Below are 25,492 nucleotides of genomic sequence, written 5' to 3' on the forward strand. Positions count from 1 at the left end.
GTCGCGCCGACCTCGGCGGTGTCCTCCCCCTCCGTCTCCGCGTCGTCCTCGCTCTCGTCACATTCCTCGTCGCGGGTCGCTCCGCTCCCCGCTCGGTCATCCGAGGCCTCCCCGTGGTCGGCCTCGCTCTCCTCGTCCTCCACGACGACCAGCCCGCGGTTGTTCACCGCGTAGGGGTCCAGCCCGACTTCCTGCAGGAACTGCTTGTACTCGCGTTCGCACTGTTCTGCGTCCTTCTGCTTGTCGCTGGCGCGGTCACAGAGGGCGAGGAGGTCCTCGGGAACCTCCTCCTCGTGGACGATCCAGTGGTTGATGAGGTCCGAGAGCCGCCGGATGGGCGAGGTGAAGTGGCCGTAAATCTCGAAGTTGAGCGCGTGGTGGCCGCCGAAGGGGTCGTTCATGTACTTCGCGCGGGGCATGACGCGCATCACGGCGCGCTGTATCTTCGAGAGCTGTCGGCCGGGGGCCTGTTCGAGCGTGGCGTTGACCGCCTTCCGGGGGTCGTCCCACGAGTCGCCGGGGATGGAGACGCCGTCGAGTTCCTGAATCTCCTTCAGCGCCTTGTCCCACTCCTGCGGGGAGGGCTGGGGGTGGACGCGGTACATCGCCTCGACGCCGCGCTGGAACATCAGGACGTGCGTGACGGCCTTGTTCGCCTTCAGCATGCACTCCTCGATGATGGTGTGCGCGCGGTCCCGACTCGGGTTGAGGACGAGCGACCCGTCCTCCTTGCGCTGTTCGTGCATCTCGTTGGCGAGTTCGAACACCATCGCGCACTCCTCGTGCAGGGGCGAGTCGGGGTCGTCGAGGCGCTGTTCGGCCTGCGTGTAGGTGAGGCGCTCGTCGGAGTTGATGACGGACTTGTAGATGTCGATGGACTCGTAGGAGAGCGTCTCCTTGTCCACCTCCATCTGGACGGTGTGGGCCAGTCGGTCCTCGTTGGGGACCAGCGAGCAGACCGTCTCGGCGAGGACGGGCGGGAGCATGTGGATGGTGTAGGCGGGGAGGTAGACGGTGTTCCCGCGTTCGACGGCCTCGGCCCACATCGCGCTGCCGGGGTGGACGTAGTGGGTCACGTCGGCGATGTGAACCCACAGCGTGTACGTCTCCTCGTGTTCCTCGATGGAGATGGCGTCGTCGAAGTCCTGTGCGTCGATGGGGTCGGTCGTCCACGTCGTCAGGTCTCGGAGGTCCTTCCTGCCCTCGATTTCGTCCTGAATCTCCTGCTGGACGCCCTCGGTCCGCTCGCGGGCCTCCTCGATGACGGGTTCGGGGAACTGGTCGCGAATCTCGAACTTCTCGAAGAGCTGTTCGCGCTTGTTCTCGAGGTGGCGGGCCAGTTCCTCGTCTATCTCGACGGGTCCCTGTCCCTCGGCGGTGCCGGCGGCCGCCTGCGCCGCTCGCTTCTCGTCCTGTTCCTGCTCGGAGTCGCTCATGGGGGGGCTAACGGAAGCGAGCAGTTAGGCGTATCGGGCCGGGCGTGGCTCCGATTACAAAAATTCGAGGAGAAAGCCCACGGCTTTAGTCGTGGGATGAATCCGACAACAGACCAACAGTCTCTCCGTCCCACCACGGCTTAGATCGCCGTGGGCGACCTCGGCGGTATCCGTGAGGGCAACGACAAGGGACGGCATTTCAACGACAAACTCCACAAAATGCCGTTCGCCAAACTCCTGTCGTACATCGAGTACAAGGCCCACCGCGAAGGTGTCGTGGTGGTGTTGGTGGACGAAGCGTACACGTCTCAGACGTGCAATCGGTGCGCCGAGAGGGGTGTGCGGAACACGCAGGGCAGGTTCTGGTGTCCGCACTGTGGCTTGGACGACAACGCGGATAAAAACGGCGCAACGAACATCGGCAAACGAGTGTTGGGCAAGTTCTCGAAACCGCTGTCCGACACGGGGGCCGTACTGGCTCGGCCCGAAACTCAGGTCGTCGTTGAACCTGAGAACTCCCAAGATTCCGTGGGCCTAACCCTCAGTGAGGGAACCTCACGACTTTAGTCGTGGGAGAAGTCAGTCCCCGCTTCGCAGCGACCCGTAGCGCTCGCGGACGAGTTCGTCGTAGCGCGCGAGGAACTCCTCCTGTGTCGCAGGGCCGTCCGCCTCCACGTCGACGAGGAGGTTCTCCAGTTCGTCGCGAGGCTGGTGACAGAGTTCGCGGTGACAGGTCTTGCAGACGTGTTCGAACTCCTTGCCGCGGCGCGACCAGCGGTCGCCCTCCTTGTCGTACTCGCGGGCCGCCGAGCGCTCGACGGACCGGCCACAGGCGACGCAGTCGACCCGGTCTTCCCCGCGTTTCCGCGAGCCCCACATACTACTCGGGCCTACGTGTGTGCTCACTTAGCCTTTTTCGACTCGGCAGTCGCGGGTCGCACGTCGGCCGCCGCTCGTCTCTCCCGGACCGCCCCGGTCGCCGGTCAGCAGGGAGCTCGGTCGCTACCGCTCCCTGCTCCAGACTCGCTTCGCTCGCCGGGAGCGACCCCGGACGCTTTATTTCGCGCGACGCGGAACCCCGGGTATGCAGGTCAAGTCCCGCCACCACCTCCGGAGCGACGAGATCAAACGCATCAAGGAGTCCGTCGCCGACTCGCTCGGCGTCGACCTCGACGGCGACGCCTTCGAGCGCGTGGAGTTCGTCGACGACGACACCGACCTCGTCCTCGTCGACGGCGAACCACTCGTCGTGTACTTCGACGACGAACCCATCCTCACGGTCCGCGGGGCCAACGAGTTCCCGCCGGAGCGCAACGTCGTCACCGTCGACGCGGGCGCGGTGTCGTTCGTCTCCGACGGCGCGGACGTGATGCGTCCCGGCATCGTCGAGGCCGACGAGTCCATCGCGGCGGGCGACCTCGTCGCCATCGCCGAGGAGACACACGGAAAAGTCCTCGCCGTCGGCCGCGCGCTGGAGGACGGCGCGGACCTCGTCGGGGACTCGGGGAAGGTCGTCGAGTCGCTCCACCACGTCGGCGACGACCTCTACACCGCGACGTTCTGATTCGGCTGTTCCGGGCCCGCGCTCAGGCGCACTGCCCGCTCGCGCTGACCCCGCCGTCGGTCAACTGGAGGGTCACGGTCCCGAGCGTGCCGTCCGCACAGGCCAGTCGGCCCGCGCCCTCGACACTGCTGGACGGTCCCGCTCCGGTGACGACGTAGACGAGCGTCGCCTCTCCACGGCCGGCGGGCAGGTCGACGGTGGCGGCGGCCCCGGCCCCGACCGCGTAGCGCTTGCTCGCGACGCTCGCGGCGGGCGCGATGCCGACCACTTCCTCGCTCACCACGTCGTCGAGGTACCCGGCCGCCGCCACCTCGACGGTCTCCGTCCGGCCGTCGGCGCGGGTCACGGTGAAGCGCTCTGCGGGCGACTCCACGAGGTAGATGGTCACGTGGGAGGTGTCGCTCCGGTCGTTCCTGAGGTGCATCGTCTCGGGACCGAGCGGTCGCTTCGGGGCGTCACCGGCGCTCACGTCCTCGACGGGCGGGTCGTCGCTCGGCGTACCTGCGTCCGACCCGACGCTCTCGCCGCTCGGGTCGTCCGGGTCGGCCTCCGCTACGGGCGCCACGTCCATCGCTCCACACCCCGCGAGCGCGACGAGTGCCGCGAGCGTGACGACGAGTATCTGCTGTCGCATGGGTGTGGTAGTACGACAGCGCGTTATAGCCCTTCTACCGCCCGTTTCGGCGACGTAACGCACTTTCGAGAGGGGAGGTACGCACTCGGTCGTCGGCGGGCGTGGGCCGCTCCGGTGGCCGTCGGGGACGACGCTGTCTAGGTGGGCCTCGAATCAGTCCAGACAGTCGCCCTCGGCGGTGACGCCGCCGTCGGTGACGTTCACCCGGACGCGGCCGGGCGTGTCGTTCCCGTCGCAGGCCAGTCTGGTCGCAGCCACGACGCGCCGGTCTTCCTCGTCGTCTTCGGCCGTCGTCACCTCGACGACGAGGGTGGTCCACGACTCGCCTCCCGGGAGGTCGGCGGTCGGCGTCTCGCCCGCGTCCACCTCGTAGGTGGCCTCGCCGCGGACGGGTTCGATGGGCACGAGGTCGGTCACGGTCGGGGCGACGAGCGACCCGACCGGTTCGTCGCCCAGTTCGACCACGTCGACGCTCCCGTTCGCGTGGTACACCTTGTAGGCGGTTGCGGGACCGTCCGCCAGCGTCAGGTCCACGAGGACGTCATCCGACCCGTCGTTGCGGAAGACGACGCTGTCCGCGGGGCGTTCGGGTTCGGGCGTCGGCGTGGGCGTCGCAGTCGCCGTCTCGGGACCCTCCCCCCCGTCGGTCGGTTCGCCGTCGGTCGAATCACGGTCGTCCGTCTCGTCGCCGCCGTCGGTCGACTCGGTAGCTCCGTTCGTCGTCTCGCCGCCCGACGGGGCGGCACCGACCGTGGCGATGGGACTGGCCTCGGCGGTGTCGTTCGCCTGTGGGCGGTTTATCTGGATGGCGCTACACCCGGCGAGGACGACGAGGGCCGCGAGGGAAACGGCGAGGAGCGTCCGGTTCATGGCTGACAGGTCGCCGCCCCGGATAATAGCGGTTGTCCGAGACTCACGACGACAGACAGATTTGTGAGGGGACAGGTGGGTTCAGTCCTCGGGGTACGTCGGGAGACGCGCCGAGGTGGACCCGCCCTCCACGAACGGGAGGTCGACGACGCTCGCCGGGACCTCCTCGCCCCCGACGCGGACGGTCACCGACGCGCCGTCGAAGCCGAAGTCGACGTACGCGAGGGCGACGGGGGCGTCGTAACTCGGGCCGAACGCGCCGCGGGTCACCTCGCCGACGGCCGCGTCGCCGTCGAAGACGGCCGCGCCCGACTCGGGGACGGCCTCGGGTGCGAGGCCGACCAGTCGCTTCGAGGGCCGCCCCCGGTTCTCGACGCGCGAGACGACCTCCTGCCCGACGTAACAGCCCTTCTCGAAGTCCAGCGCGTTCCTGACGCCCGCGACGTTCGGGATGCGCCCCACCAGTTCCGTCTCGAACAGGGGGGTGCCAGCTTCGAGGGTGAGCGTGTTCCACGTGTCGTAGCCGAACGGGGCGGCGTTCAGGCCGTGGTTGACGAGGGTGTCGAACACCGCCGGGGCGTCGTCCGCGGCGCAGATGACGTCGTAGCCCTCCTCGCCCGCGAGGCCGTCGCCCGCGACGACGGTGACGCCCTCGTCGCCCATCGACCCGCGGACGAACGAGAGGGCGGGTTCTGGCGCGCCCGCGTGGTTGAGAACGCTCGCTATCTTCTCGGTCGCCGTCCGCCCGTGGACGCCGAAGACGCCGAAGTCGTCGGTCGCCTCGCGAATCTCGACGTCCTGAATGAACACCTTGCCCGACCAGTCGTCGACCAGCGGTCCGGCCCGGTCGGGGTGGGTGAAACAGAGGAGTCGCTCGCCGGCATTGAAGACGTAGAGGTCGGTCTCGATGCCCCCCTGCGGGTCGAGCAGGAGGCAGTAGGCACCCGTCCCGTCGTCGGTGGGGACGTGGTTCGAGACGGCGTTGTCGACGAACTCGACCCGGTCGTCGTCGCCCACCTCGACGACGCCGTAGCCCATCTCGACGACGCCGACGGCGTTGCGGACTGCACGGTGCGTCCGCTCGTGGCGGCCGTAGTTCGCGACGACGCGCCGTCCGCCGTGGTCCGTGAACGTCGCCCCGTGGTCGGCGTGGACGTCCTCGATGACGGTCATCGTACGGAGTTGACCGCGCCGACGGATGACCGCTACGGTTCTCGCGGGTCGGGCGTGGTCGATTAGAAGGGGAAGCGCTCGCGAAGCCGGTCGAACAGGGAGACGTCGTCCTCGCTCGCGTCCTCGGGGTCGGGGACGACCCGGTCGGCGGGGGTGATGACGAGGCGGCCGTCCTCGCGTCGCGTGCCGATGAGGTGTTCCTCCTTCAGCGAGGCGAGTGCGCTCTCCAGGGTGTCTATCTCGGCGTCGACGCGGGTGCGGAGTTCGAGGACCGTCATCCCCTCCTCGCCGCGTTCGACGAGCGCGTCGAGCACCGCGACCTCCGTGTCGTCACGGCTCCGGTACTCCCGCTTGGCTCGCATGTCCGGGGGTAACACGCCCGCGGTCTTAACGTGTGCCGTCCCGCCGACCGCCGAGGAGTAGGCTTATGTGTCGGACGTGGTAGAATCCGCCAATGGCCATCACTTGTTCCCTCCTCGGACACGACTTCGGCGAGACCGAGGTCGAACGCGAACGCGAGGAGCGCGGCAGCGAGGTGGTCACCTCCATCCGGGAGGTCACGGTCTGCCGGCGCTGTGGCGCCGAGCGTGTCCTCTCGGAGAACACCGAGGTGACGAGCATCGTCGCCCCCGAGGACGCGCCGGTGGACGTGACCGCCGACGCGCCCGCGAATCGGGAGGGGACCGCGACGTCCGGGGCTGGGGCCGGGCCGGCGTCCGCGTCCGCGTCCGCGTCGGCGTCCGACCCCGAGTCGGCATCCGCGTCCCCGGACACGGGCGAGGACGACGCCCTCGAGGACTACGACCCCGAGGACGACGACGCGGTCATCCTCACGGACGACCCCGACCAGCGTGACTACGGCGACTGGCCTTCGGAACCCGGACAGGACTACCGCCCGTGGGACCCCGACACCCTCGTCCACGAGGACGAGGAGGACGACGGGCCGACGGTCGCGGAGATGCTCGGCGAGGAGGACGACGTGCGGGTGGCAGGCGACGGCGAGGACGACGGGGACGTCGGCGCGGAGGTCATCGAGGCCGACGGCGAGCGGGTCGACCCCGCCGCGGGGCCCTCGTCGGTCCCCGACGGCGACTACCACTGTACGGTCTGCGGGTTCGCCGCCGAGGCCGAGAACTCCTCGTACCGGCCGGGCGATAGCTGTCCGTCCTGCCGGGAGGGGTACCTCACTGCGACCGAACGGAATCCATAAACCCGCGCTGTTCTACGAGGCATCCATGCGCGAGTACAAGATGCGACGGGGCGAGCATCTCGAGGACCGAATCCCGGACATGAAAGCGACCGTCGAGGACTACTTCGGGCCCATCACGGGCACCGAGGAGTTCAAGGGGAGCGACCTCTTCGTCGTCGGCGAGCCGAAGAACCCGGTCTTCGAGAAGATCATCGTCGGCGCGGTGAAGTACTCCGGCAAGAAGGACAAACTCGCCGTGGACTTCATCGAGCGCCCCGCCGAGGAACTCATCGCCGAGGGGGACATGGAGGCCGCCGAGGACGCGGTCAGCGCCAAGAACGAGTTCCTGCTGGAGGCCACGGGCCGCGACGCAAAGAGCCGCCGCGAGTCGCTCAAGCGCTCCGTCGAGGACGATGCCGAGACGCCGGACAACGTCTGATTCGGACTACTCGACCAGTCCGTACCCCTTCTTGAAGAGGTAGACGTCGACCAGTATCACGGCCAGCGTCAGCGCCGAGAGGACGCCCAGCGAGACGTTCGGCCCCAGTTCCGTGTAGCCGAGGAAGCCGTAGCGCACGCCGTCGACCATGTACACCATCGGGTTGAACAGCGAGACGGTGTAGTACGGTTCGGGGAGGACGGACAGCGAGTAGAACACGCCGCCGAAGAACACCAGCGGGCGGAGCAGGAACTGCGTCAGCACGGTGAGGTAGTCGAAGTCCTCTGCCCACAGGCCGCCCACGACGCCGAGCGAGGCGAACAGTGTCGGAATGACGAGCGCGAACGCCAGCAGGTAGAACGGCTGTGCCACCCGAACGGGCGTGAACAGCAGGCCGACGGCGACGACGATACCCCCCACGAGCAGGCCCCGGAGCGCACTGGAGAGGATGTACGCGAACACCATCGCGGTGTGCGAGAGCGGGGAAGTGAGTACCTCGTGAATGTAGTCGTTCCAGCGACCGTGGAAGATGGAGAAGGAGGCGTTCTCGAAGGCGTTCGACACCGCCCCGAGGACGACGAGGCCGGGCAGGACGAACTCCAGATACGAGTAGTCGCCGCTGACTCCCGAGAGGCGCGACCCGAGGACGACGCCGAAGACGGCGAAGTACAGCAGGTTCGTGATAGCGGGCGGGAGGAACGTGTTCCGCGGCCGCCGGACGAACCGGAGTATCTCGCGGCGGAGGAGGGTGAGAAAGCCCGTGGCCCGCGCCGACCCCGACGAGAGGACGCTCACGCTGACACCTCCTCCTCGCGGCGACCATTCGTGCGTTCCTCGTCCGCGTCTCTCGCGTCGTCGTCCGCGCCGTCGTCACCGTCTCCACCGTCGTCCTCGCGGCGGGTCATGTCGACGAACACCTCCTCCAGGGAGGCCCGGCGAATCTCCATGTCGTGGACCGCGACGCCCGCCTCGTCGAGGGTCCGGAGGACGGACGGGGCGACCTGCCCCGCGCCGACGGCCCGCACGCGGAGGAGGTCACCGTCGCGTTCGACGCCGGTCACGTCGTCGCTCCCGAAGTCGGGGAGCGTGTCGGGGGCGTCCGCCAGCGTCAGGGCGAGTTCGTCGGTGGCGCGCGCCCGCAGGTCGTCGGGGTCGGCGACCTCGACCCGGCGGCCGCTGTCGACGATGGCGACCCGGTCGCAGAGGCGTTCGGCCTCCTCGATGTAGTGGGTGGTCAGCAGGATGGTCGTCCCCTCGTCGTTGAGTCGCTGGACGAGGTCCCAGAGGTCGCGGCGGAGTTCGACGTCCACGCCCGCCGTGGGTTCGTCGAGGATGAGCAGGTCGGGGTCGGAGACGAGTGCCCGCGCTATCATGAACCGGCGTTTCATCCCGCCGGAGAGCCAGTCGAAGCGGGTGTCGCGCTTGTCGTAGATGCCGACCGTCCTGAGTGCCTCGTCCGCGCGCTCGCTCGCCTCCTCGGGCGGGACGCCGTGGTAGCCCGCCTTGTGTTCGAGGACCTCGCGGATGGGGAAGAAGCGGTCGACGTTGAACTCCTGTGGCGCGAGGCCGATGCGGTCGCGTGCCTCGCGGTACTCCGACTCGACGTCGAAGCCGAACACCTCGGCGGTGCCGCCGCTCTTCCGTGCGAGTCCGACGAGGATGTTGATGAACGTGGTCTTGCCCGCGCCGTTGGGACCGAGCAGTCCGAAGAACTCGCCGCGCTCGACGTCGAGAGAGAGGCCGTCGAGCGCTCGCACGTCCCCGTACTCCTTGCGGAGGTCGCGGACGCGGATGGCCTGTGACATTGCACACGGTCGGCCGTCGCGTCGGTTAAGGGTGCTGAAACCGGCGGGACCTTCAGCGAGAGAGCTTCTCGCGGGAGACGCTCACACCCGAGGGAGTGATGATGAGCTGGTCGTCGTCCTTCTGGACGATGTCGCCGCCCACCTCGCGGGCGACCTGCTTCAGTTCGTCCGAGATGTGCTCCATCGTCCGGTCGGAGGTCGTGTGACGCGTGATGTCCGCGACGACGATGTCGCCGTCGTAGACGGCGTCCTTGATGGCGATGATGTCCTGCTTGTCGGCGATCTTGGCGATGTGTACCTCCGTCTGCGAGGCGGTGGACTCGGTCTCGAAATCGTCGAGGTCGAGTTCGACGTACTCGTCGGTGCTGCGCGTGCCACGGCCGCCCCCCAGGAGCTTGTCCATGAGACCCATAGGACGTGACGGGACCGTTGCGGGCATAGTTCTTACGTCACACCAGTTCGACACATTCGTAGAGGATATTAAAATTACGAGAAATAAATCGAAATACTATTACGCAAGTCCCCGGGACGGGTAGTTCGTATGTCACACGACAGCACGACTCGTCGACAATTCCTCGGTGGGACTGCGGTTGGACTGGTGGGGACGCTCTTCGCGGGAACGGCGGCGGCGGGTGGCGCGCCGAAGCGCATCGTCGGGACGAGCACGCCGGAGGCGGCCGAGGAGGCGCGCGACAGGGCCGAGTCGGTCGGTCGGACGCTCGACTTCGACGACATCGGCATGGCAGTCGCCGGGCGGTTCTCGGACAAGGCGGTCGAGCAGTTGCGCCGTCGTCGGGACGTCCGCTACGTCGAGGAGGACGGGACGATGCACGCCATCCACGGCGACGCGGGGGCGCGTGGCCCGAGGAACGGCGGCGGGGGCGACGTCGGGACGACGGCCGCCCAGACCCTCGGGTGGGGCGTCGACCGGGTCGACGCGGAGGTGGCCCACGCGAACGGCGCGACGGGTGCCAGCGCCGACGTCGCCGTCCTCGATACGGGTATCGACTCCGACCACCCCGACCTGCAGGGGAACCTCGGCGCGGGCAAGGCGTTCGTCAAGGCCCGCGGGAAGTACGCCGAGAAGTGGGACGACGACAACGACCACGGTACGCACTGTGCGGGTATCGCCGACGGTATCGACAACGGAGAGGGCGTCGTTGGCGTCTCGACGGCGGCGACGCTCCACGCCGTGAAGGTCCTCGACAAGCGCGGGTCGGGGTCGTTCTCCGACATCGCCGCCGGCGTCCAGTACGTTGCCGACCAGGGGTGGGACGTCGGGTCGATGAGCCTCGGCGCGTCCTCGGGGTCCCAGACGCTGAAGGACGCCTGCCAGTACGCCGTCGACCGGGGCGTGTTCCTCGTCGCGGCGGCGGGCAACAGCGGTCCCTGCAGCGACTGTGTGGGCTATCCCGCGAAGTACTCGACGGTGGTCGCCGTCTCCTCCACCGCGCCGGGCGACTCGCTGTCGGGGTTCTCCTCGACGGGTCCCGAAGTCGAACTCGCCGCTCCCGGGACGGACATCTACTCGACGGTTCCGGGCGGCTACGACACCTTCTCGGGCACCTCGATGGCCTGTCCCCACGTCGCGGGGGCGGCCGGGCTACTGATGGCGAACGGCGACTCCAACACCACCGCACGCTCCCAGTTGGGGAGCACCGCCGAGGACATCGGCCTCTCGGCCAACGAGTCCGGCGCGGGCCTCCTCGACGTGGCCGCCGCACTCGGCCTGCCGTCGAGCGACGACTGAGGTCGCGATTCGTCCCGTTTCGTCCTGTTTCGTCCCTCGCTCAGCGCCCGACCCAGGCCCGCAACTGCTCGCGCGAGAACAGCGTCGACGGTTCGTCCATGTGGACTGCTATCTCCCCGGAGAGCGCCTTCAGTCCCGCGCGCTGGACGGGCCGCGGGAGCGAGTACGCCAGTCGCACCGCGTGGCCCAGTCGAATCTCGGTCCGCAGGTCGTCGCGCCACGCGCGTTCGTAGTCGCCGAGCGTCCCCGGTCTCGACGGATCGACCTCGCGGGCGGCGTGGTCGGCCGCGCGCATCCCGTAGAGGATGCCGCCGCCGGTGAACGGCTTGGTCTGCCCGGCGGCGTCACCCAGCAGGAGGCTCCGCCGGCCCGTCACCCGCTTGGGCGGGCCGATGGGGATGAGGCCGGAACAGCGGTGGTCGAGTTCGACGCCGTACTCGGTACACAGGTCGTCGAACCGGCCCGACACGTCGTCGCCGGGGCGGGCCGCGAGACCGTACTCGACGCCTCCGTCGCCGCGCGGGATGCGCCACGCGAAGAAGCGCGGGACGGTGAGGTGGACGTCGACGAACCCCTGATGGTCCGGTTCGGCGTCGAACCCGAGGACGCCGTGGAGGAACTCGCCGGGGTCGGGGAGACCGCAGGCCGCCCGGACCCGCGAGCGCGGGCCGTCCGCGCCGACGACCATCCGCGCCTCGTGTCTCTCGACGCCGTCCGGCCCGGTCACGACCACCTCGACGCCCTCGCGCGTCTCGGTGACGCCGGTGACGGTGTGGCCGTCGCGCACGTCCGCGCCCGCCTCGCCGGCCGCCCGCGCGAGGACCTTGTCGAGGCCGACGCGGTCGATGGCGTTGGAGATGGCCTCGCGCTTGTAGAACGGTTCGCCGGCGGTGTCGGGGCCGCCGACGTGGAAGCGCGCGCCGCGAATCTCGTTCTGGAAGAGGTCCTCGCGGGCGCCCTCGGGGACGTACTCCCAGAGGTCGAGGCTGACGTGGCCCGAACACGCGAGGGGCTTCCCCACCTCGCCCTGTTCGAAGACGAGGACGTCGTGGCCCGCCTCGGCGCTCCGCCGGGCGAACCGGGACCCCGCGGGTCCGGCACCCACGACGATGAAATCGTGCATCGACCGTCCATCGAACGGCGCCGGTCGAATATCTTCTGTCTTCACTCGTTGCCCCCGGTCGGTCGTCCCCCGCGTCGACTACGGGACGACTGCCATCCCGCGCGGGGCCTGCCCCCGGTAGCCGTCGTGCCAGTCCACGTCAAGCGGCCGCCAGGAGCGGCCGGCGTCCGTCGAGCGATACGGCCCGTGGTTCGTCAGCGCGAAGAACTCGCCGTCCCCGCCCGGGGCGAGGACCGCCCGGAGCAGTCCATCCGGGTCCGGGAGGCCGTCCATCGTCCGCTTCCACTCCCCGTCCTCGCTCCGGTAGACGTAGGACTCGGCCTCCGAGGGGGTGTGGGCCGTCCACGCGCTGGAGGCACTCGAGACGACGACGGTGTCCGGGTCGCCGGGGTCGACGGCGACGCTCCAGCAGTAGCGGTGGTCGAGGCCGGCCTGCGAGTGGTCCCACGTCTCGCCGCCGTCGGTCGTCTCGGCGTAGCCGTCGCCCGCGGCGGCGTACAGTCGCCCCGGGGCGTCGGGGTGCGTGGCGAGGGTGTGGTTGTCCCGACGTGCCGTGGGGACGCGGTCGGTCCACGTCTCCCCGCCGTCGTCGCTGGTGACGAGGGCCCCCGCCTCGATGCTCACCGCGAGGCGGTCGGGGTCGTGTGGCGACTGCGAGATCCAGCGGACGTGGTGAGTCTCCGGACGGGGCGGGAAGTACCACTCCTCGCTGGAAGGGAGGTCGGTCAGCCCCGGTCGCTCCGCCCACGTCTCGCCGGCGTCCGTCGAGTGATAGACCCGGGAGGGTTCGGTCCCGACCCACACCTCGTCCGGGTCGTGCGGGCTGACGGTGACGGCGGTGACGGACTCGCCGACGACGTCACCGCCCACGCGGTCCCACGTCTCGCCGCCGTCGGTGCTCCGGCGGAGGCCGGCGTCGAACGTGCCACAGAACACCCGGTCGGGGACGTCGGGCGAGGCGGCGACGCACTCCAGGTCGTGGTCGGCGAACCGCTCACGGAGCGTCCACTCCTCGTCGGTCCCCTCGAGGACGACGAGTGCGTCGCGGAGGGCGGCGTAGATGCGCGTCATACCCGTCGGTCGGCGTCGGTCGCCAAAGAACCGACCGCTCTCCACCGCTCAGGCGCTCGCGACGGCGGGGTCGCTCTCGTACTCGTAGCCATCGAGGTCGCTCGCGGCCAGCCACGACTCGATGGCCTCGACGCCCTCCTCGCGGGCGCTCGCCTCGTCGTCGCCCGCGACGCCGACCGCGAGGGTCAGCGTCACCACCATCCGGTACGGCTCGAAGGGACCCGCGGGTTGCTCGTAGACGGCCGCGTGGTCGACGGCGAACGACCCGCCGTCCGGTTCGGTCCCGCGCAGTCGTTCGCGCAGTTTCCGCCGCGCGCTACTCCGTGCGGTCCCCTCCGTCGAGTCGCTGACCGTCACGACCGTCTTCACCGTCCGTTCGACTTCGTAGCGCGCCACTCAGCGCTCACCCCGGACGTCGTTCGCGTGCATGGTGGACGTGTTCGCCCCCGAGGGGATGACCGTTTCGCCCGTCGCGCTCACAGCGTGAGACACCCCTTGACGACCGCGGGGTCGCGTGCCCGCTCGAACGCCTCGCCCACGTCCGCGAGGGGAGCGGTGAAGTCCACGATACCCGCCACGTCGACGCGCCCGTCGGCCAGCAGGGACACCGCCGCCGGGTAGGTGTTGCTGTAGCGGAAGGACCCCCGCACGTCGAGTTCGTCGTCCACCAGCGAGAGCACGTCGTACTCCGCTTCGGCCTGCGCCGCGAGGCCCACCTGCACGACGACGCCGCCCCGCCGGGCGCAGGCGGGGGCCGCCTCGATGGCCGGGCGCGCGCCGGAGGCTTCGACGACCACGTCCACGCCCCGACCGCTGGTGTAGTCGTCGACGGCGCCCGCGAGGTCACCCGTCGCGTCGACGACCGCGTCGGCTCCCCGTTCTCGTGCGCGGTCGAGTTTCGCCGGGACCACGTCCGCGACGAGTACCTCCGTCGCGCCCGCCGCCCGCGCCGCGTCCATCGTCAGCAGGCCGATGGGCCCCGCGCCGGTTATCAGGACGGTGTCGCCCACGCCCACGTCGCCGCGGCGACAGACGTGGATACCCACGGAGAGGGGTTCACAGAGCGCTCCCGCGCGCGTGCTCACGTTCCGCGGGAGGGGGTGACAGAGGTCGGCGGGCCACGCGACGTACTCCGCGAGTGCGCCGTCGTGGGGCGGCGTCGCCATGAAGCGCACGTCGGGACAGAGGTGGTACTCGCCGCGCTTGCACCACTCGCACTCCCTGCAGGGGACGCCCGGTTCGATTGCGACCCGGTCGCCCGACTGGAGGGCGGTCACGCCGTCGCCCGCGCCGACCACCTCGCCGGCGGCCTCGTGGCCGAGAATCAGGGGCGACTCGACGACGTAGTCGCCGATGCGCCCGTGGTCGTAGTAGTGGAGGTCCGACCCGCAGATGCCCACCTCGCCGACGCGGACGAGGACCTCGCCGGGCGCGGGGTCGGGTCGCTCCCGCTCTTCGAGTTCGAGAGTGCCGGGTTCGGTGAGGACAGCGACCTGCATACCTCGTCTACTCCTCGCGGAGGCAAAACGGTTCGTCGCCGGGGGTCCCGACTAGTCGTCGCCCGCGGCGGCCTTCACGCGCTTCTCGTCCGCCCGCGGGCCGTCGAGGTCCACGTCCGGCAGGAGGTCACGCAGATAGCGTCCCGTGTGTGACGCCTCGACCGTCGCCACCTCCTCGGGAGTGCCCGCGGCCACGAGGTCGCCGCCGTTCTCGCCGCCCTCGGGGCCGAGGTCGACGACGTGGTCGGCATTCTTCACGAGGTCCAGTTCGTGTTCGACCACGACGATGGTGTTCCCGCGGTCGGTCAACCGCTGGAGCACGTCGATGAGTCGGCGTTCGTCGGCGCTGTGCAGTCCCGTCGTCGGTTCGTCCAGCAGGTAGAGCGTCTCGCCGGTGTCCTTCTTGCCGAGTTCCTCGGCGAGTTTGATGCGCTGGGCCTCCCCACCCGAGAGGGTCGTCGAGGGCTGGCCGAGGCGCATGTAGTCCAGCCCGACGTCCTTCAGCAACTGGAGGCGGCGCTCTATCTGGGAGTTGGCCTCGAAGAAGTCGTAGGCCTCCTCGACGCTCATGTCGAGGACGTCCGAGATGGTCGCGCCCTTGTAGGTCACGTCGAGGGTCTCGTCGTTGTAGCGCGCCCCGTCGCACTCCTCGCAGGGGACGTACACGTCCGAGAGGAAGTTCATCTCGATCTTGACGGTGCCCTGCCCCCCGCAGGCCTCACAGCGCCCGCCCTTGACGTTGAACGAGAAGCGGCCCTTCTCGTAGCCGCGCCGTTTCGACAGTTTGGTCTGGGCGAACAGTTCGCGGATGTGGTCGAAGACGCCGGTGTACGTCGCCGGGTTCGACCGCGGGGTCCGGCCGATGGGCGACTGGTCGATGAGGCGCACCGTCTCTATCTGGTCGGTGCCCTCGATGTCGTCGTGGTCGCCGGGGTAGACGTCCGTCCCGTTCATGCGCTTGACGAGGCCCTTGTACAGAATCTCGTGGAGCAGGGTGGACTTCCCGGACCCGGAGACGCCCGTGATGGCCGTGAAGTTGCCGAGCGGGATGTCCACGTCGAGGTCACGGAGGTTGTGCTGGCGTGCCCCCCGGACGGTGAGGTGGCCCGTCGGGTCGCGCCGCCCGTCCGGGACGGGGATGGCCTTCCGCCCGGCGAGGTAGTCGCCGGTGATGGACGCCTCGCAGGCCATCACGTCCTCCACGTCGCCGTTCACGACGACCTCGCCCCCGCGCTTGCCGGGGCCGGGACCCATGTCGATGACGTTGTCCGCCCGCCACATCGTCTCCTCGTCGTGTTCGACGACGACCAGCGTGTTCCCGAGGTCGCGCAGGCCACAGAGGGTGTCGAGCAGGCGGTCGTTGTCTCGCTGGTGGAGGCCGATTGAGGGTTCGTCGAGGACGTACAGCACCCCGACGAGGCCCGACCCGACCTGCGTGGCGAGGCGGATGCGCTGGGACTCCCCGCCCGAGAGGGTAGAGGCCTCGCGGTCGAGCGTGAGGTATTCGAGACCGACCTCCTCCATGAATCCGAGGCGCGCGCGAATCTCCTTGAAAATCTCCTCGGCGATGGTCCGGTCGCGCTCGGACATCCCCTCCTCCATCCCCTCGAAGTGTTCGAGGGCGTCGCCGATGCTCATGCGGTTGACCTCGGTGATGGCGGTGCCCTCGACGAGGACTGCCCGGGACTCGGGTTTCAGACGCGTGCCGTCGCAGGCGGGACACGTCGTCGTCGCCATGTAGTCCTCGATGTGTTCGCGCGTGCCCTTGCTCTCCGTCTCGACGTACCGGCGGTCGAGGTTGGGGATGACGCCCTCGAAGCGCTTCTCCTTGCGCCGGACGCCGTTCTTCGTGCTCCGCTCGAAGGTCACCTTCTCGCTGGTGCCGTAGAGGAACGCCTGCCGGACCGACTCGTCGAGTTCCTCGAACGGCGTCGACAGCGAGACGCCGAAGTGCTTCGCGACGGCGTCGAGGCGCGTGCGGTAGTACGACCGGGAGTAGCTCCACGGCTCGAACACCTCCTTCAGCGGTTTGGAGGCGTCGCGCACGACGAGGTCCTCGTCCACCTCCTTCGTCTCGCCGATACCCTCGCAGGCGGGACAGGCCCCGTGCGGGGAGTTGAACGAGAACGACCGCGTCTCTATCTCGGGGAGGTCGATGCCACAGTGCGTGCAGGCCAGTTCCTCGGAGAAGGTGACGACGAGTCGGTCGTCGTCCTCTCCCGCCAAATCGCCGGTCGAGCGGGTCCGAGACCCGAGGTTCACGTCCTCTGGCGGGTCCGGCAGGATGACCTTCAGCGTCCCCTCTGCCTCTTCGAGGGCCGTCTCGACGCTGTCGGTGATGCGGGAGCGTGCCTCCTCGCTCACCTTCACCCGGTCTACGATGACGTCGATGGTGTGGAAGTAGTTCTCGTCGAGGTCGGGTTTCCCCGTCGCGAGGTCGTACTCCTCGCCGTCGACCTCGACGCGGGCGTAGCCGTCGGCGAGGAGTTCGTCGAAGTGGTCCGCGAACGCGCCCTTCTGGTCGCGGACGACGGGCGCGGCGAGTTTCGCCTTCGTCCCCTCGGGGAGTTCGAGGAGGCGCCGGACCATGTTCTGGGCGCTCTGTTCGCCCACCTCGCGGCCGCACTCGGGGCAGTGGGGTGTGCCGACGCGGGCGTAGAGGAGACGGAGGTAGTCGTGGAGTTCCGTGACCGTCCCGACGGTCGAACGGGGGTTGTTGGCGGCGTTCTTCTGGTCGATGGAGATGGCGGGGGAGAGACCGTCGACGGACTCGACCTGCGGCTTGTCCATCTGGCCGAGGAAGTTGCGGGCGTAGGCGCTGAGGGACTCGATGTAGCGCCGTTGGCCCTCGGCGTACACCGTCTCGAACGCGAGCGAGGACTTCCCCGACCCGGAGAGGCCGGTGACGACGGTGAACTCCTCGCGGGGTATCGTCACGTCGATGTCCTTGAGGTTGTGTTCTTCGGCCCCTCGGACCTCGATGTACTCCTTCATCGTGTGGGCCAGGGGGCGACGGCCTACATTCCTGTCGGTTCCTCTCCGACTTGCCGACGCCAGCAACGCCGTTTTGGAGCTTCAGAAGCCCTGTCGAGGGCGACGAGCGGTTCGGCTCTCGGGCCGGTTCGCGGGGCGAGGTTTATTAGTGGTGACGTGACAACTGCCCCCTATGAGCGGAACCCAGGACGTCATCGGTGGCCTCGACCTCTCGGCCGACGACTACGTCATCAAACAGAGCCTCGTCCGGAGCAAGTACGCGGTGACCGACGGCGACGGGAACCCCGTCCTGAAGGGCAAGAAGAAGCGCTTCAAGATCAAGGAGGAGTTCCCCTTCACGAACCCGCAGGGCGACGTGGTCTTCCGCATCAAGGCGCGGAACATCCTCGACGTGGCGGGCAACTACGAACTCGTCGACGAGGAGTCGGGCGAGCCGTTCGCCGTCATCGAGAAGGAGTACACCCTGTTCAAGCACGTCTACAACATCCGCGACCCCGACGGGCGGATGCTCGCGCGCATCGAGTCCGAGAGCGCCGTCGTGATGGCCCTGAAGTCGTTCTCCGATATCGTGAGCATCCTGCCCCACTCGTACTCCATCACCGGCCCGGACGGCGAGCACATCGGGTCCATCAGCGAGCGTCTCTCGCTGCGCGACATCTTCGACGTGCACGTCGGCGACACCGGCGACGCCCCCCGCGAGGCCATCGTCGCCGCCGCCATCACCATCGACGCCCTCGAAGAGGACTGAACGGGTCCCCCTCGCCGGGACGCTGATATTCCCGCACGCGCTATCCGGGACATGACAATCGGTGCCGACGACCCCGCCGCCCCGCCCGGAGAACGCGGGGACGGGCGGGGCGAGACGGACGCGGGAAGCGCGATGGGCGCGGGGATGGGTCTCGGCATCGCGCTCGGTCTGGCCATCGGTGCGGCCGTCGGCGTCGCCACCGACGACCTCGGCCTCTGGATGGGGGTCGGCGTCGCCATCGGCGTCGCGATGGGGGCCGCCATCGGCGCTGGTCTCGACGCGGAGTACGGCGACGCCGGGGAGGCCGAGTGACGACCCGCCGCGCCCGGCGGCCCGGCGAGCGCCGGCCATGATGGCCACCACCCACGCCCTGGTCGGCGTGACGCTCGCGGCGGCGTTCGTCCCCCTCGCTCCCGAATCCGCCTCGCTTCTCGCCCTCGCGGGCGGCGTGGGCGGCACCGCCCCCGACGTCGACACCGTCGTCGGCACCCACCGGAAGACGCTGCACTTCCCCGCGTTGGGGTGGGTCGTCGCCCTGCCGGCAGTCGCCATCGCCGTCCTCGCGCCCGGTCCGGCGACGGCCGCCGCCGCCTGCTTCCTCCTCGCGGCGGCGGTGCACTCGCTGTCGGACGTACTGGAGGGCGGACGGGAACTCAGGCCGTGGGAACGGACGACGGACCGGGCGGTGTACTGTCACCTCTGTCGTCGGTGGCTCACCGCCCGGCGACTCGTCCGGTACGACGGGTCCCCCGAGGACCTCCTCCTCACTGCGGTCTTCGCGGTCCCCCCGCTCCTCGCGTTCGGCGGGTCCGTCGGGGCGGGATGTCTCGCGCTCGTCGCCCTCGGCGCGGGCTACACGCTCGTCCGAAAGCGGGTCCCGGCGCTGGTGGAGTTCGCGAACACGGGCCGGTGAGTGTCTCCAGACAGTGAATAACGGCCCTTTCGATAGGTATTCACACGATAACTTAGGTCGGTCGAGGGATACGGGAACCATGAACACACCCACGCACGACGGGTCGGTCGACGGACGGGAGTGGCGGGGGGTCCGCCGTCTCGTCACGACCGCCGTCGTGGGAGGGGTCGTCGTCGCCCTCGCCGCCGCCCTCTTCTCGGGCACCCACTCGCTCCCGGACGGCGTCGACGGGCGGACGCTCGCGGGACTGCTCGCCCTCGCGTTCGTCGCGCTGGCCTGCTGGGGGCTCTCGCTGCACGTCGTGCTCGTGACGCTCGGCGCGGGCGTCGGCCCCGTCCGCTCCGTGGGCCTCTCGCTGGCCACCAAGTTCGTCGCGAACGTCGCGCCGTTCGGGCAGGCCGCCGGCGCGCCGGTCAGCGGCCTCCTCGTCGCCTCGGCGACCGACCTCGAACTCGAACGCGCGCTCACCGCCGTCGTCACCGTCAGTACTCTCACGAGCGCGACCGGCGTCGCTCTCGGAATCGTCGCCCTCGGCGGTGGCGGACTGGGGGGGTCGACGACCGCCCGCGTGGCTGCGAGCGCACCCCTCGTCGTGGGTCTCGGCGCGCTCGTCGTCGCGGGGTGGCGTCGCCGCCGCCGGGTCGCCGTCCTCCTCGCGGCCGTCCTCACTCCCCTCGCCCGGGTCGTCGCTCCCGTCCACCCCCGCGTGGACCCGCCGACCCGCGAGGCCGTCGCGGCCCGCGTCGACGGCCTGTTCGTCGCGGTCGAGGAGATCGCCCGCGCGCCGCGCCGCGTCGCCCTCGCGGTCGGGTTCGCCGCCTGCGGGCAGGTGCTGACCGCGACCTGTCTGTGGGTGGCCCTCGATGCGGTCGGCTCGCCCGTCGCCTTCCCCCTCCTCCTCGGCGTCCTCCCGCTGGCGAGCGTCGGGACGCTCGTCCCCTCGCCGGGAGGCACCGCTGGCGTCGAGGCGGCGCTCGTCGGTCTGCTGGTGTCGCTCGCGGGGATGGCGCTCCCGCTGGCCTCCGCGGCGGTCATCCTCTACCGGGTGGCGACGTTCTGGGCGCCGCTCCCGGTGTGTGGCGTGGTCGCCGCCGCCTTCGGCGGGCGGGACGTCATCTCGCTGGTGCGGGGATAGGGGTCTCCGGTGGGGGCCACATGGCGTGACCGACCGGGGCGAGGGCGACGAGACGCTTCGTCCGTCACTCGATACCGGGACAGTCGTGGCTCTCGGGCAGCCTGTGGGCCGGACAGTACGAGTCGGAGCAGTACGAGCAGGTCCGGTCGTCGACGAGGGTGTCGCCGCACCCGTCGCAGACGGCTATCGCTCTCCCGTCGGCGTACCAGTCGTGTATCACGCCGATGACGCCCTCCAACGAGTCCCCCCGCTCCGTCAGCGAGTACTCGACCCGGAACGGCTTGTCGCTGACCATCTCCCGTTCGACCAGCGCCCGCTCCTCCAGTTGTTTGAGCGTCTCCGAGAGGACCTTACTGGAGATGTCGGCCAGTTCCCGCTTGAGTTCGTTGAAGCCCATCGAACCGCTCTCTTGTATCTGGTCGATGACGGGGAGGTACCACTTGCGACCCAGGAGGTTCCCGATGTCGCCGAGGTCGTCCCGGGACTCGTCGGTACGACCCTCGCCGGAGCCATTGAGCACCATGTGGGATACTCTCTCCCGTACACGGAAGAACCCGACTCTCGACACTACCGGCTCACTTCGGCCCGTTCTCGTTGCTGGCGAGGAACTCGTCGACGATGGAGGTGATACCGCGCCGCAGGCGCTGGGACGCGGCGTTGTCGCTGATGCCGACCAGTGCCGCCAGGTCACCGAGGGTGATACCCCGCGGGATGTCCCAGTATCCGTTCGCGTGGGCCGTCGAGATGATGTCGTACTGCTCGTCGGTGACGGTCGTCTCGTCGCGAGGGACGCTCGGGTTGTAGATGCGGCGCAGTTCGATCTGCACGTCGTGCTCGACGCACTGGTCGCGAAAGATCCCGAGGTCGTCCCGGTCGGCGAACTGGAGGCGGAACTCCCACTCGTCGGCTCCGCCCGCCGCCCGGAGGACGTCGGCGCGCGACGTGATCAGCGGTCGGACGAGCGAGTCGATGTCCGGGGACCAGCGAATCTCGAAGAGGTATCGGCCGTCGGTCCGGGTGAGGCAGGTCACCTCCTCGACGAGTGTGTCGGTACCGAGCGTCTCCTCGATGGCCGCGCGATCGCCACCTTCCACCCAGAACAGGGGAATCACTCCCGTCTGAAGCGGGACGATTCGCTCGAGTTCGACCCTGATGTCCGGGTACGTCTCGAAGAGGGTCCCGAGCGCGAACTGGTCCGCCGGGACGGCGATGTCGGTGATGACCACCATGTGTGAACAAAGTTACATAACGTACCGAGCCGCTTGCCGCTTTCGCGTCGTGTCGCGCGGCGAACGGAATCGGTATGGCTGTGGCCCCGTCCGGCACTCGGAGGCTACACCTTCTCGGGGAGCCACCCGCCGTCGACTTCGACGTTCTCGCCGCTGACGTAGTCGCTGTCCTCGTCGACGAAGAAGAGCATCGCCTGCTGGAGGTCCTCGAACCGCGCGGGGCGGCCCCGGGGCAGGTCCTCGGGGAACTCCTCGGAGTTCTCGACGACGTACGGCGAGACGGCGTTGACCGTGATGCCGTCGTCCTGCGTGTCGGCGGCCAGCATCCGCGTGAACATCAACACGCCCGTCTTGGCGACGAAGTAGGGGAAGTTCTTCGGCGAGACGAGGCCCTTCTCGGCGGAGGCGTAGCCGACGTTGACGATGCGGCCCCACTCCGACTCGCGCATGGGGTCGAGCGCCCGCTTCGAACAGATGCAGGTGGCGTCGAAGTTCGTCCGCATGACGTTCTGCCACGTCTCCCAGTCGATGTCGGTCCAGTGGGCGGGCGCGAAGTTCCCGACGTTGTTGACGAGGACGTCGACGTCCCCGAGTTCGGCCTCGACGGTGTCGAACATCCCGTCGACGTCCTCGGGGTCGGTGACGTCCGCCCCGACGGTCATCGCCGTCCCACCGTCCTCGCGGACCGTCTCGGCCACGTCGTCTGCGGCCCCGTCGCTCGTGTTGTAGTGGACGGCGACGCTCGCGCCGTGGTCGGCGAGCGAACGCAGGAGTTCGCGACCGACGCCCTTCGCGCTCCCGGTGACGAGTGCGACGCGCCCGTCGAGGTCGGGTTCGAGCATGGCTGGTCGTCGCGCCCGACGTGCTTAGCCCTCGGGGTCAGCGGCGCGCCCGCCGCCTCCACTCGCGTTCCTGTTCGCGTTCGGTGATGTGTCGCCTGCCGTCGGCGAGTCGGTCGCGCGCCGTCGCCTCGAACTCGACCACGCTCGGGAGGAAGCCCGCCTCGAAGTCCTCCAGTACGTCGTAGCTCCAGTGCTCGCCGCCCTCGGATCGCTCGGCGACGACCCCGCGCGGGAGCAGGTCGTCGCGGAGGGCGTCCGCCAGCCCCTCGTGGCCCGCCTCGCGGAACAGTTCCTCGGCGGCGGCGAGGTGGTCCATCGCGTGGCCGGTGTTGTGGTGGAACGAGACGAGGTGGCCGTGGGCGCGCCGGAGCCACTCCACGCTCAGTTCGGCGCGGTGGAGGGCCTCCCGTTCGGCCGCCGAGAGGTCCAGGTCCGTGTCACTCATGGTGCACGATAACGCACGGCAGGGGATAGCGATGTCGTCGCTCCCTGTAAGGATTTACGCGAACCCGAGGTAATGTGTTGATACTTAAGTGTGCGGGGGACGCTTCGTCTGACAATGCCCTACTACGCGGGCGTCGACCTCGGCGCGACGAACGTCCGGGCGGTCGTCGGGGACGGGGACGGCACCATCCTCGGGCAGGCGAGCCAGTCGACCCCGCAGGGACCGACCGGCATCGCCGTCACCGAGGCGGTCCTCGCGGTCCTGCGCGAGGCCTGCGAGGCCGCCGACGTCTCCCCGCACCGCGTGACCGCCGCCGGTATCGGCTCCATCGGCCCGCTCGACCTGACGGAGGGAACCGTCGACGGTCCCGCCAACCTCCCGGACGCGGTCGGTCGCATCCCCCTGACCGGCCCCGTCGGGAACCTCGTCGAGTCCGACCGGGTGTACCTGCACAACGACACCAACGCCGGCTGTCTCGGCCAGCGCTTCTTCAGCGACCGCAACCCCGACGACATGGTGTACGTCACGATGTCCTCGGGCGTCGGCGCGGGCGTCGCCGTCGACGGCCACCTCCTGCAGGGGTGGGACGGCAACGCCGGCGAGGTGGGCCACATGACCGTCGACCCCGACGGTCGGCTGACCTGCGGGTGTGGCGGCGCGGGCCACTGGGAGGCGTACTGCTCGGGCAACAACATCCCGAACTACGCCCGCTACATCCACGAGACGGGCGACTACGAGACGGACCTCGACCTCGAGGCGCCCGACTTCGGCGCGCCGGCCGTGTTCGACGCGGCGAGCGCGGGCGACCCCCTCGCGGAACGCGTCGTCGAGCGAGTCGGGGAGTGGAACACCGTCGCCATCGCCAACGTCGCTCACGCCTACGCCCCCCTCGTCGTCTACCTCGGCGGGGCCGTGGCGCTCAACAACCCCGAGCAGATACTCGACCCCATCGTCGAGTCGCTTCCCGACCGCGTCACGATGGTGAACGTCCCCGACGTGGAACTCACCACCCTCGGCGACGACGTGGTCGTCCTCGGCGCGCTCGCCAGCGCCATCACCGGCGGCGGGCGGCGCGCCCCTTGAGCGCGGGGAGGTTCCCCGCGCCACGGGACCACAAACGATACGGCGAGTGACATCCAGAGGCGTGTATGCACGACCCCCGTGCTGGCGTCTCCCGACGGCACGTCCTCGCGTCCGCCGGCGGGGCGTTCGCCCTCCCCGCCCTCTCGGGCATCGCGACCGCACAGCAGTCGAACGACTACGGCCCCCTCGGACGGGTCAAGGTGGACGGCACCAAGGAAGTCGTCGTCGAGGGAGACACCGCCTACCTCGCGACGACCAGCGGCTTCGCCACCGTCGACGTGAGCGACCCCGCCTCGCCCGCCCTCCTCGCCGACCGGCGTGACCTCCTCGCGGACCGCGAGGACGGCCCGCTCCGGATGATATACGACGTGAAGGTGAGCGGCGAGAACCTCCTCGTCGTCGGCCCCGCCAACGGCGTACAGGACGCCTTCCGCGGCGCGGTACTCTACGACGTGAGCGACCCCGCCGACCCGACCGAACGAACCGTCTACGAGACGGACTTCGCCATCCACAACGCCTACCTCGACGGTACGACGGCGTACCTCACCGGCAACGACGGGCGGGGCAACCCGCTGGTCGCCGTCGACGTGGCGGCGGGCGAGGAACTGGGCCGGTGGTCGCCCGCCGACGAGGACGAGGCGTGGCTAGACGTCTACCCCGGCTTCCGGTCGCTCCACGACGTGTACGTGCAGGACGGCGTCGCCTACCTGCCCTACTGGGACGCCGGGACGTGGATGGTCGACGTGAGCGACCCGACGGACATCTCCCGGATCGCCAAGGTCCGCGGCCCCTCCCCCGAGGAACTCGCGAGTCGCAACCGCCTGAACGTCCTCGAACCGCCGGGCAACGACCACTACGTCACGGTGAACGAGGACGCCTCGCTCCTCGCCATCGGCATGGAGTCGTGGGACTACCGCGACGGCGACGGGAGCGGCGGGCCGAGCGGTATCGACCTCTACGACGTATCGGACCCGGAGAACGCCGAGAGACTGTCGACCATCACGCCCCCGCCCGCGGAGAACGACAACCGGCAGGGCGGCGTCTGGACCACCTCGCACAACCTCGACGTCGCCGAGGATAGAGTCTACGCCTCGTGGTACCAGGGCGGCGTGCAGGTGTTCGATATCTCCGACCCGTCCGCACCGGCCCTCCTGCGGGGGTGGGCCGACCGGGACGCGGCGAGTTTCTGGGGTGCGGCGAGCGTCACCCCCGGCGAGTTCTTCGTCGCCAGTTCGACGGACTACCGCGGCAAGACGGCCGCGCTGTTCACCTTCCCCGACGCGCCCGCCGACGAGCGCTCGACGCGGACACAGACGTCGACGCCCACCGACACGCCCGCCCCGAACGGGACCACGGGGAACGACACGAACGGGTCGAACGGGTCCGGGACGACGTCCGCGCCGACGACGAACGGGACGGCCACCACCGCCCCCGCCGGCAACACCACGGAGGACACCTCCTCGAGCGACGGGCCGGGGTTCGGCGTCGCCGCCGGCCTCGCCGGCCTCGGACTGGGCGCGTGGCGCGCCCTCCGCCGCGAGTAATCGGGA

Annotated in this window: 28 protein-coding genes and 1 pseudogene; 11 read left to right on the forward strand and 18 right to left on the reverse strand. The window is 69.5% G+C overall.

The genetic code is table 11. From position 1 onward, the window contains the following. Positions 1-122 precede the first annotated feature (122 nt). Positions 123-1,436: pseudogene (locus tag NKG96_RS03875) on the reverse strand (RNB domain-containing ribonuclease); the annotation flags it as partial. A 150-nt stretch (positions 1,437-1,586) separates the two neighbouring features. Between NKG96_RS03875 and NKG96_RS03880 the strand changes: the two are divergent. Beyond that, the gene (locus NKG96_RS03880; RefSeq protein WP_254537144.1) at positions 1,587-2,003 is read left to right on the forward strand and encodes a zinc ribbon domain-containing protein; all 417 of its coding nucleotides are present in this window, start codon (positions 1,587-1,589) and stop codon (positions 2,001-2,003) included. A gap of 12 nt (positions 2,004-2,015) precedes the next feature. Here the strand turns inward: NKG96_RS03880 and NKG96_RS03885 are convergent, their stop codons facing one another. Beyond that, complete coding sequence (locus NKG96_RS03885; protein ID WP_254537145.1) at positions 2,016-2,315, reverse strand: DUF7562 family protein; 300 nt, start codon at positions 2,313-2,315, stop codon at positions 2,016-2,018. 205 nt (positions 2,316-2,520) lie between these two features. Between NKG96_RS03885 and NKG96_RS03890 the strand changes: the two genes are divergently transcribed. Next, positions 2,521-3,000 (forward strand): RNA-binding protein, encoded by a 480-nt coding sequence (locus NKG96_RS03890; RefSeq protein WP_254537146.1) that lies wholly within the window; start codon positions 2,521-2,523, stop codon positions 2,998-3,000. Between the two features lie 22 nt (positions 3,001-3,022). Here NKG96_RS03890 and NKG96_RS03895 read toward each other — a convergent pair whose 3' ends face one another. From NKG96_RS03895 to NKG96_RS03910, 4 genes are all read right to left on the reverse strand, one after another. After that, a complete protein-coding gene (locus tag NKG96_RS03895) occupies positions 3,023-3,634 on the reverse strand; it encodes a hypothetical protein (protein ID WP_254537147.1) in 612 nt (203 codons plus the stop codon). Positions 3,635-3,787: 153 nt separating this feature from the next. Then, positions 3,788-4,504, reverse strand: coding sequence for a hypothetical protein (locus tag NKG96_RS03900; RefSeq protein ID WP_254537148.1), 717 nt, complete (start codon positions 4,502-4,504; stop codon positions 3,788-3,790). A gap of 81 nt (positions 4,505-4,585) precedes the next feature. After that, positions 4,586-5,677 carry a CAF17-like 4Fe-4S cluster assembly/insertion protein YgfZ gene (gene ygfZ, locus NKG96_RS03905; RefSeq protein ID WP_254537149.1) on the reverse strand — a complete coding sequence of 364 codons (1,092 nt, stop codon included), beginning with the start codon at positions 5,675-5,677 and terminating at the stop codon, positions 4,586-4,588. Between the two features lie 62 nt (positions 5,678-5,739). Next, the gene (locus NKG96_RS03910) at positions 5,740-6,039 is read right to left on the reverse strand and encodes a DUF6432 family protein (protein WP_254537150.1); all 300 of its coding nucleotides are present in this window, start codon (positions 6,037-6,039) and stop codon (positions 5,740-5,742) included. Between the two features lie 92 nt (positions 6,040-6,131). Between NKG96_RS03910 and NKG96_RS03915 the strand changes: the two genes are divergently transcribed. Both NKG96_RS03915 and NKG96_RS03920 read left to right on the forward strand, forming a co-directional pair. Further along, the gene (locus NKG96_RS03915; protein ID WP_254537151.1) at positions 6,132-6,887 is read left to right on the forward strand and encodes a DUF7093 family protein; all 756 of its coding nucleotides are present in this window, start codon (positions 6,132-6,134) and stop codon (positions 6,885-6,887) included. A gap of 25 nt (positions 6,888-6,912) precedes the next feature. Beyond that, on the forward strand, positions 6,913-7,305 hold the full coding sequence (locus NKG96_RS03920) for a DUF5611 family protein (RefSeq protein WP_254537152.1): 393 nt from the start codon (positions 6,913-6,915) through the stop codon (positions 7,303-7,305). 6 nt (positions 7,306-7,311) lie between these two features. On the opposite strand, the gene NKG96_RS03925 is transcribed toward NKG96_RS03920, so the two are convergent. From NKG96_RS03925 to NKG96_RS03935, 3 genes are read right to left on the reverse strand one after another with little or no spacing between them, the layout of a single operon-like run. Further along, on the reverse strand, positions 7,312-8,100 hold the full coding sequence (locus NKG96_RS03925; protein WP_254537153.1) for an ABC transporter permease: 789 nt from the start codon (positions 8,098-8,100) through the stop codon (positions 7,312-7,314). Then, a complete protein-coding gene (locus NKG96_RS03930) occupies positions 8,097-9,110 on the reverse strand; it encodes an ABC transporter ATP-binding protein (protein WP_254537154.1) in 1,014 nt (337 codons plus the stop codon). Before NKG96_RS03930 ends, NKG96_RS03925 begins: the two co-directional genes overlap by 4 nt. Before the next feature lie 52 nt (positions 9,111-9,162). After that, on the reverse strand, positions 9,163-9,522 hold the full coding sequence (locus NKG96_RS03935; RefSeq protein ID WP_254537155.1) for a cell division protein SepF: 360 nt from the start codon (positions 9,520-9,522) through the stop codon (positions 9,163-9,165). A gap of 129 nt (positions 9,523-9,651) precedes the next feature. Between NKG96_RS03935 and NKG96_RS03940 the strand changes: the two genes are divergently transcribed. Beyond that, positions 9,652-10,860 (forward strand): S8 family peptidase, encoded by a 1,209-nt coding sequence (locus NKG96_RS03940; RefSeq protein ID WP_254537156.1) that lies wholly within the window; start codon positions 9,652-9,654, stop codon positions 10,858-10,860. 40 nt (positions 10,861-10,900) lie between these two features. On the opposite strand, the gene NKG96_RS03945 is transcribed toward NKG96_RS03940, so the two are convergent. The 5 genes from NKG96_RS03945 to uvrA form a co-directional block, all read right to left on the reverse strand. After that, a complete protein-coding gene (locus NKG96_RS03945; RefSeq protein ID WP_254537158.1) occupies positions 10,901-11,983 on the reverse strand; it encodes a geranylgeranyl reductase family protein in 1,083 nt (360 codons plus the stop codon). Between the two features lie 78 nt (positions 11,984-12,061). Then, entirely contained in the window at positions 12,062-13,054 is a 993-nt protein-coding gene (locus NKG96_RS03950; protein ID WP_254537159.1) for a WD40/YVTN/BNR-like repeat-containing protein, read from the reverse strand. Between the two features lie 48 nt (positions 13,055-13,102). Continuing rightward, positions 13,103-13,450, reverse strand: a complete 348-nt coding sequence (locus NKG96_RS03955; RefSeq protein WP_254537160.1) for a hypothetical protein — start codon at positions 13,448-13,450, stop codon at positions 13,103-13,105. 80 nt (positions 13,451-13,530) lie between these two features. Next, entirely contained in the window at positions 13,531-14,553 is a 1,023-nt protein-coding gene (locus tag NKG96_RS03960; RefSeq protein ID WP_254537161.1) for an NAD(P)-dependent alcohol dehydrogenase, read from the reverse strand. A 51-nt stretch (positions 14,554-14,604) separates the two neighbouring features. Then, positions 14,605-17,547: an excinuclease ABC subunit UvrA gene (uvrA, locus tag NKG96_RS03965; protein ID WP_254537162.1), complete on the reverse strand. Its 2,943-nt coding sequence runs from the start codon at positions 17,545-17,547 to the stop codon at positions 14,605-14,607. Between the two features lie 172 nt (positions 17,548-17,719). Between uvrA and NKG96_RS03970 the strand changes: the two genes are divergently transcribed. From NKG96_RS03970 to NKG96_RS03985, 4 genes are all read left to right on the forward strand, one after another. Next, complete coding sequence (locus NKG96_RS03970; protein WP_254537163.1) at positions 17,720-18,295, forward strand: LURP-one-related/scramblase family protein; 576 nt, start codon at positions 17,720-17,722, stop codon at positions 18,293-18,295. Between the two features lie 51 nt (positions 18,296-18,346). Next, a complete protein-coding gene (locus NKG96_RS03975; protein WP_254537164.1) occupies positions 18,347-18,607 on the forward strand; it encodes a glycine zipper domain-containing protein in 261 nt (86 codons plus the stop codon). A gap of 37 nt (positions 18,608-18,644) precedes the next feature. Continuing rightward, positions 18,645-19,208, forward strand: a complete 564-nt coding sequence (locus NKG96_RS03980) for a metal-dependent hydrolase (RefSeq protein WP_254537165.1) — start codon at positions 18,645-18,647, stop codon at positions 19,206-19,208. A gap of 79 nt (positions 19,209-19,287) precedes the next feature. Further along, complete coding sequence (locus NKG96_RS03985; RefSeq protein WP_254537166.1) at positions 19,288-20,343, forward strand: lysylphosphatidylglycerol synthase transmembrane domain-containing protein; 1,056 nt, start codon at positions 19,288-19,290, stop codon at positions 20,341-20,343. Positions 20,344-20,407: 64 nt separating this feature from the next. On the opposite strand, the gene NKG96_RS03990 is transcribed toward NKG96_RS03985, so the two are convergent. From NKG96_RS03990 to NKG96_RS04005, 4 genes are all read right to left on the reverse strand, one after another. Beyond that, the gene (locus NKG96_RS03990; RefSeq protein ID WP_254537167.1) at positions 20,408-20,866 is read right to left on the reverse strand and encodes a winged helix-turn-helix transcriptional regulator; all 459 of its coding nucleotides are present in this window, start codon (positions 20,864-20,866) and stop codon (positions 20,408-20,410) included. Positions 20,867-20,918: 52 nt separating this feature from the next. After that, the gene (locus tag NKG96_RS03995) at positions 20,919-21,572 is read right to left on the reverse strand and encodes a helix-turn-helix domain-containing protein (protein ID WP_254537168.1); all 654 of its coding nucleotides are present in this window, start codon (positions 21,570-21,572) and stop codon (positions 20,919-20,921) included. Between the two features lie 104 nt (positions 21,573-21,676). Next, positions 21,677-22,414, reverse strand: a complete 738-nt coding sequence (locus NKG96_RS04000) for an SDR family NAD(P)-dependent oxidoreductase (RefSeq protein ID WP_254537169.1) — start codon at positions 22,412-22,414, stop codon at positions 21,677-21,679. A gap of 37 nt (positions 22,415-22,451) precedes the next feature. After that, a complete protein-coding gene (locus tag NKG96_RS04005; protein WP_254537170.1) occupies positions 22,452-22,859 on the reverse strand; it encodes a hypothetical protein in 408 nt (135 codons plus the stop codon). Positions 22,860-22,973: 114 nt separating this feature from the next. Between NKG96_RS04005 and NKG96_RS04010 the strand changes: the two genes are divergently transcribed. Together NKG96_RS04010 and NKG96_RS04015 are read left to right on the forward strand one after the other, a co-directional pair. Then, on the forward strand, positions 22,974-23,942 hold the full coding sequence (locus tag NKG96_RS04010; RefSeq protein WP_254537171.1) for an ROK family protein: 969 nt from the start codon (positions 22,974-22,976) through the stop codon (positions 23,940-23,942). Positions 23,943-24,007: 65 nt separating this feature from the next. Beyond that, the gene (locus NKG96_RS04015) at positions 24,008-25,486 is read left to right on the forward strand and encodes a hypothetical protein (RefSeq protein ID WP_254537172.1); all 1,479 of its coding nucleotides are present in this window, start codon (positions 24,008-24,010) and stop codon (positions 25,484-25,486) included. Positions 25,487-25,492: the final 6 nt, after the last annotated feature.

Source organism: Halomarina litorea (assembly GCF_024227715.1).
In the GTDB taxonomy this organism is placed as follows: domain Archaea; phylum Halobacteriota; class Halobacteria; order Halobacteriales; family Haloarculaceae; genus Halomarina; species Halomarina litorea.

Coding starts and splice junctions, on each gene's coding strand:
- NKG96_RS03885 (WP_254537145.1), bottom strand. CDS start 2,315: ATGTGGGGCTCGCGGAAACGCGGGGAAGACCGGGTCGACTGCGTCGCC.
- NKG96_RS03890 (WP_254537146.1), top strand. CDS start 2,521: ATGCAGGTCAAGTCCCGCCACCACCTCCGGAGCGACGAGATCAAACGC.
- NKG96_RS03895 (WP_254537147.1), bottom strand. CDS start 3,634: ATGCGACAGCAGATACTCGTCGTCACGCTCGCGGCACTCGTCGCGCTC.
- NKG96_RS03900 (WP_254537148.1), bottom strand. CDS start 4,504: ATGAACCGGACGCTCCTCGCCGTTTCCCTCGCGGCCCTCGTCGTCCTC.
- ygfZ (WP_254537149.1), bottom strand. CDS start 5,677: ATGACCGTCATCGAGGACGTCCACGCCGACCACGGGGCGACGTTCACG.
- NKG96_RS03910 (WP_254537150.1), bottom strand. CDS start 6,039: ATGCGAGCCAAGCGGGAGTACCGGAGCCGTGACGACACGGAGGTCGCG.
- NKG96_RS03915 (WP_254537151.1), top strand. CDS start 6,132: ATGGCCATCACTTGTTCCCTCCTCGGACACGACTTCGGCGAGACCGAG.
- NKG96_RS03920 (WP_254537152.1), top strand. CDS start 6,913: ATGCGCGAGTACAAGATGCGACGGGGCGAGCATCTCGAGGACCGAATC.
- NKG96_RS03930 (WP_254537154.1), bottom strand. CDS start 9,110: ATGTCACAGGCCATCCGCGTCCGCGACCTCCGCAAGGAGTACGGGGAC.
- NKG96_RS03935 (WP_254537155.1), bottom strand. CDS start 9,522: ATGGGTCTCATGGACAAGCTCCTGGGGGGCGGCCGTGGCACGCGCAGC.
- NKG96_RS03940 (WP_254537156.1), top strand. CDS start 9,652: ATGTCACACGACAGCACGACTCGTCGACAATTCCTCGGTGGGACTGCG.
- NKG96_RS03945 (WP_254537158.1), bottom strand. CDS start 11,983: ATGCACGATTTCATCGTCGTGGGTGCCGGACCCGCGGGGTCCCGGTTC.
- NKG96_RS03950 (WP_254537159.1), bottom strand. CDS start 13,054: ATGACGCGCATCTACGCCGCCCTCCGCGACGCACTCGTCGTCCTCGAG.
- NKG96_RS03960 (WP_254537161.1), bottom strand. CDS start 14,553: ATGCAGGTCGCTGTCCTCACCGAACCCGGCACTCTCGAACTCGAAGAG.
- uvrA (WP_254537162.1), bottom strand. CDS start 17,547: ATGAAGGAGTACATCGAGGTCCGAGGGGCCGAAGAACACAACCTCAAG.
- NKG96_RS03970 (WP_254537163.1), top strand. CDS start 17,720: ATGAGCGGAACCCAGGACGTCATCGGTGGCCTCGACCTCTCGGCCGAC.
- NKG96_RS03975 (WP_254537164.1), top strand. CDS start 18,347: ATGACAATCGGTGCCGACGACCCCGCCGCCCCGCCCGGAGAACGCGGG.
- NKG96_RS03980 (WP_254537165.1), top strand. CDS start 18,645: ATGATGGCCACCACCCACGCCCTGGTCGGCGTGACGCTCGCGGCGGCG.
- NKG96_RS03985 (WP_254537166.1), top strand. CDS start 19,288: ATGAACACACCCACGCACGACGGGTCGGTCGACGGACGGGAGTGGCGG.
- NKG96_RS03990 (WP_254537167.1), bottom strand. CDS start 20,866: ATGGTGCTCAATGGCTCCGGCGAGGGTCGTACCGACGAGTCCCGGGAC.
- NKG96_RS03995 (WP_254537168.1), bottom strand. CDS start 21,572: ATGGTGGTCATCACCGACATCGCCGTCCCGGCGGACCAGTTCGCGCTC.
- NKG96_RS04000 (WP_254537169.1), bottom strand. CDS start 22,414: ATGCTCGAACCCGACCTCGACGGGCGCGTCGCACTCGTCACCGGGAGC.
- NKG96_RS04005 (WP_254537170.1), bottom strand. CDS start 22,859: ATGAGTGACACGGACCTGGACCTCTCGGCGGCCGAACGGGAGGCCCTC.
- NKG96_RS04010 (WP_254537171.1), top strand. CDS start 22,974: ATGCCCTACTACGCGGGCGTCGACCTCGGCGCGACGAACGTCCGGGCG.
- NKG96_RS04015 (WP_254537172.1), top strand. CDS start 24,008: ATGCACGACCCCCGTGCTGGCGTCTCCCGACGGCACGTCCTCGCGTCC.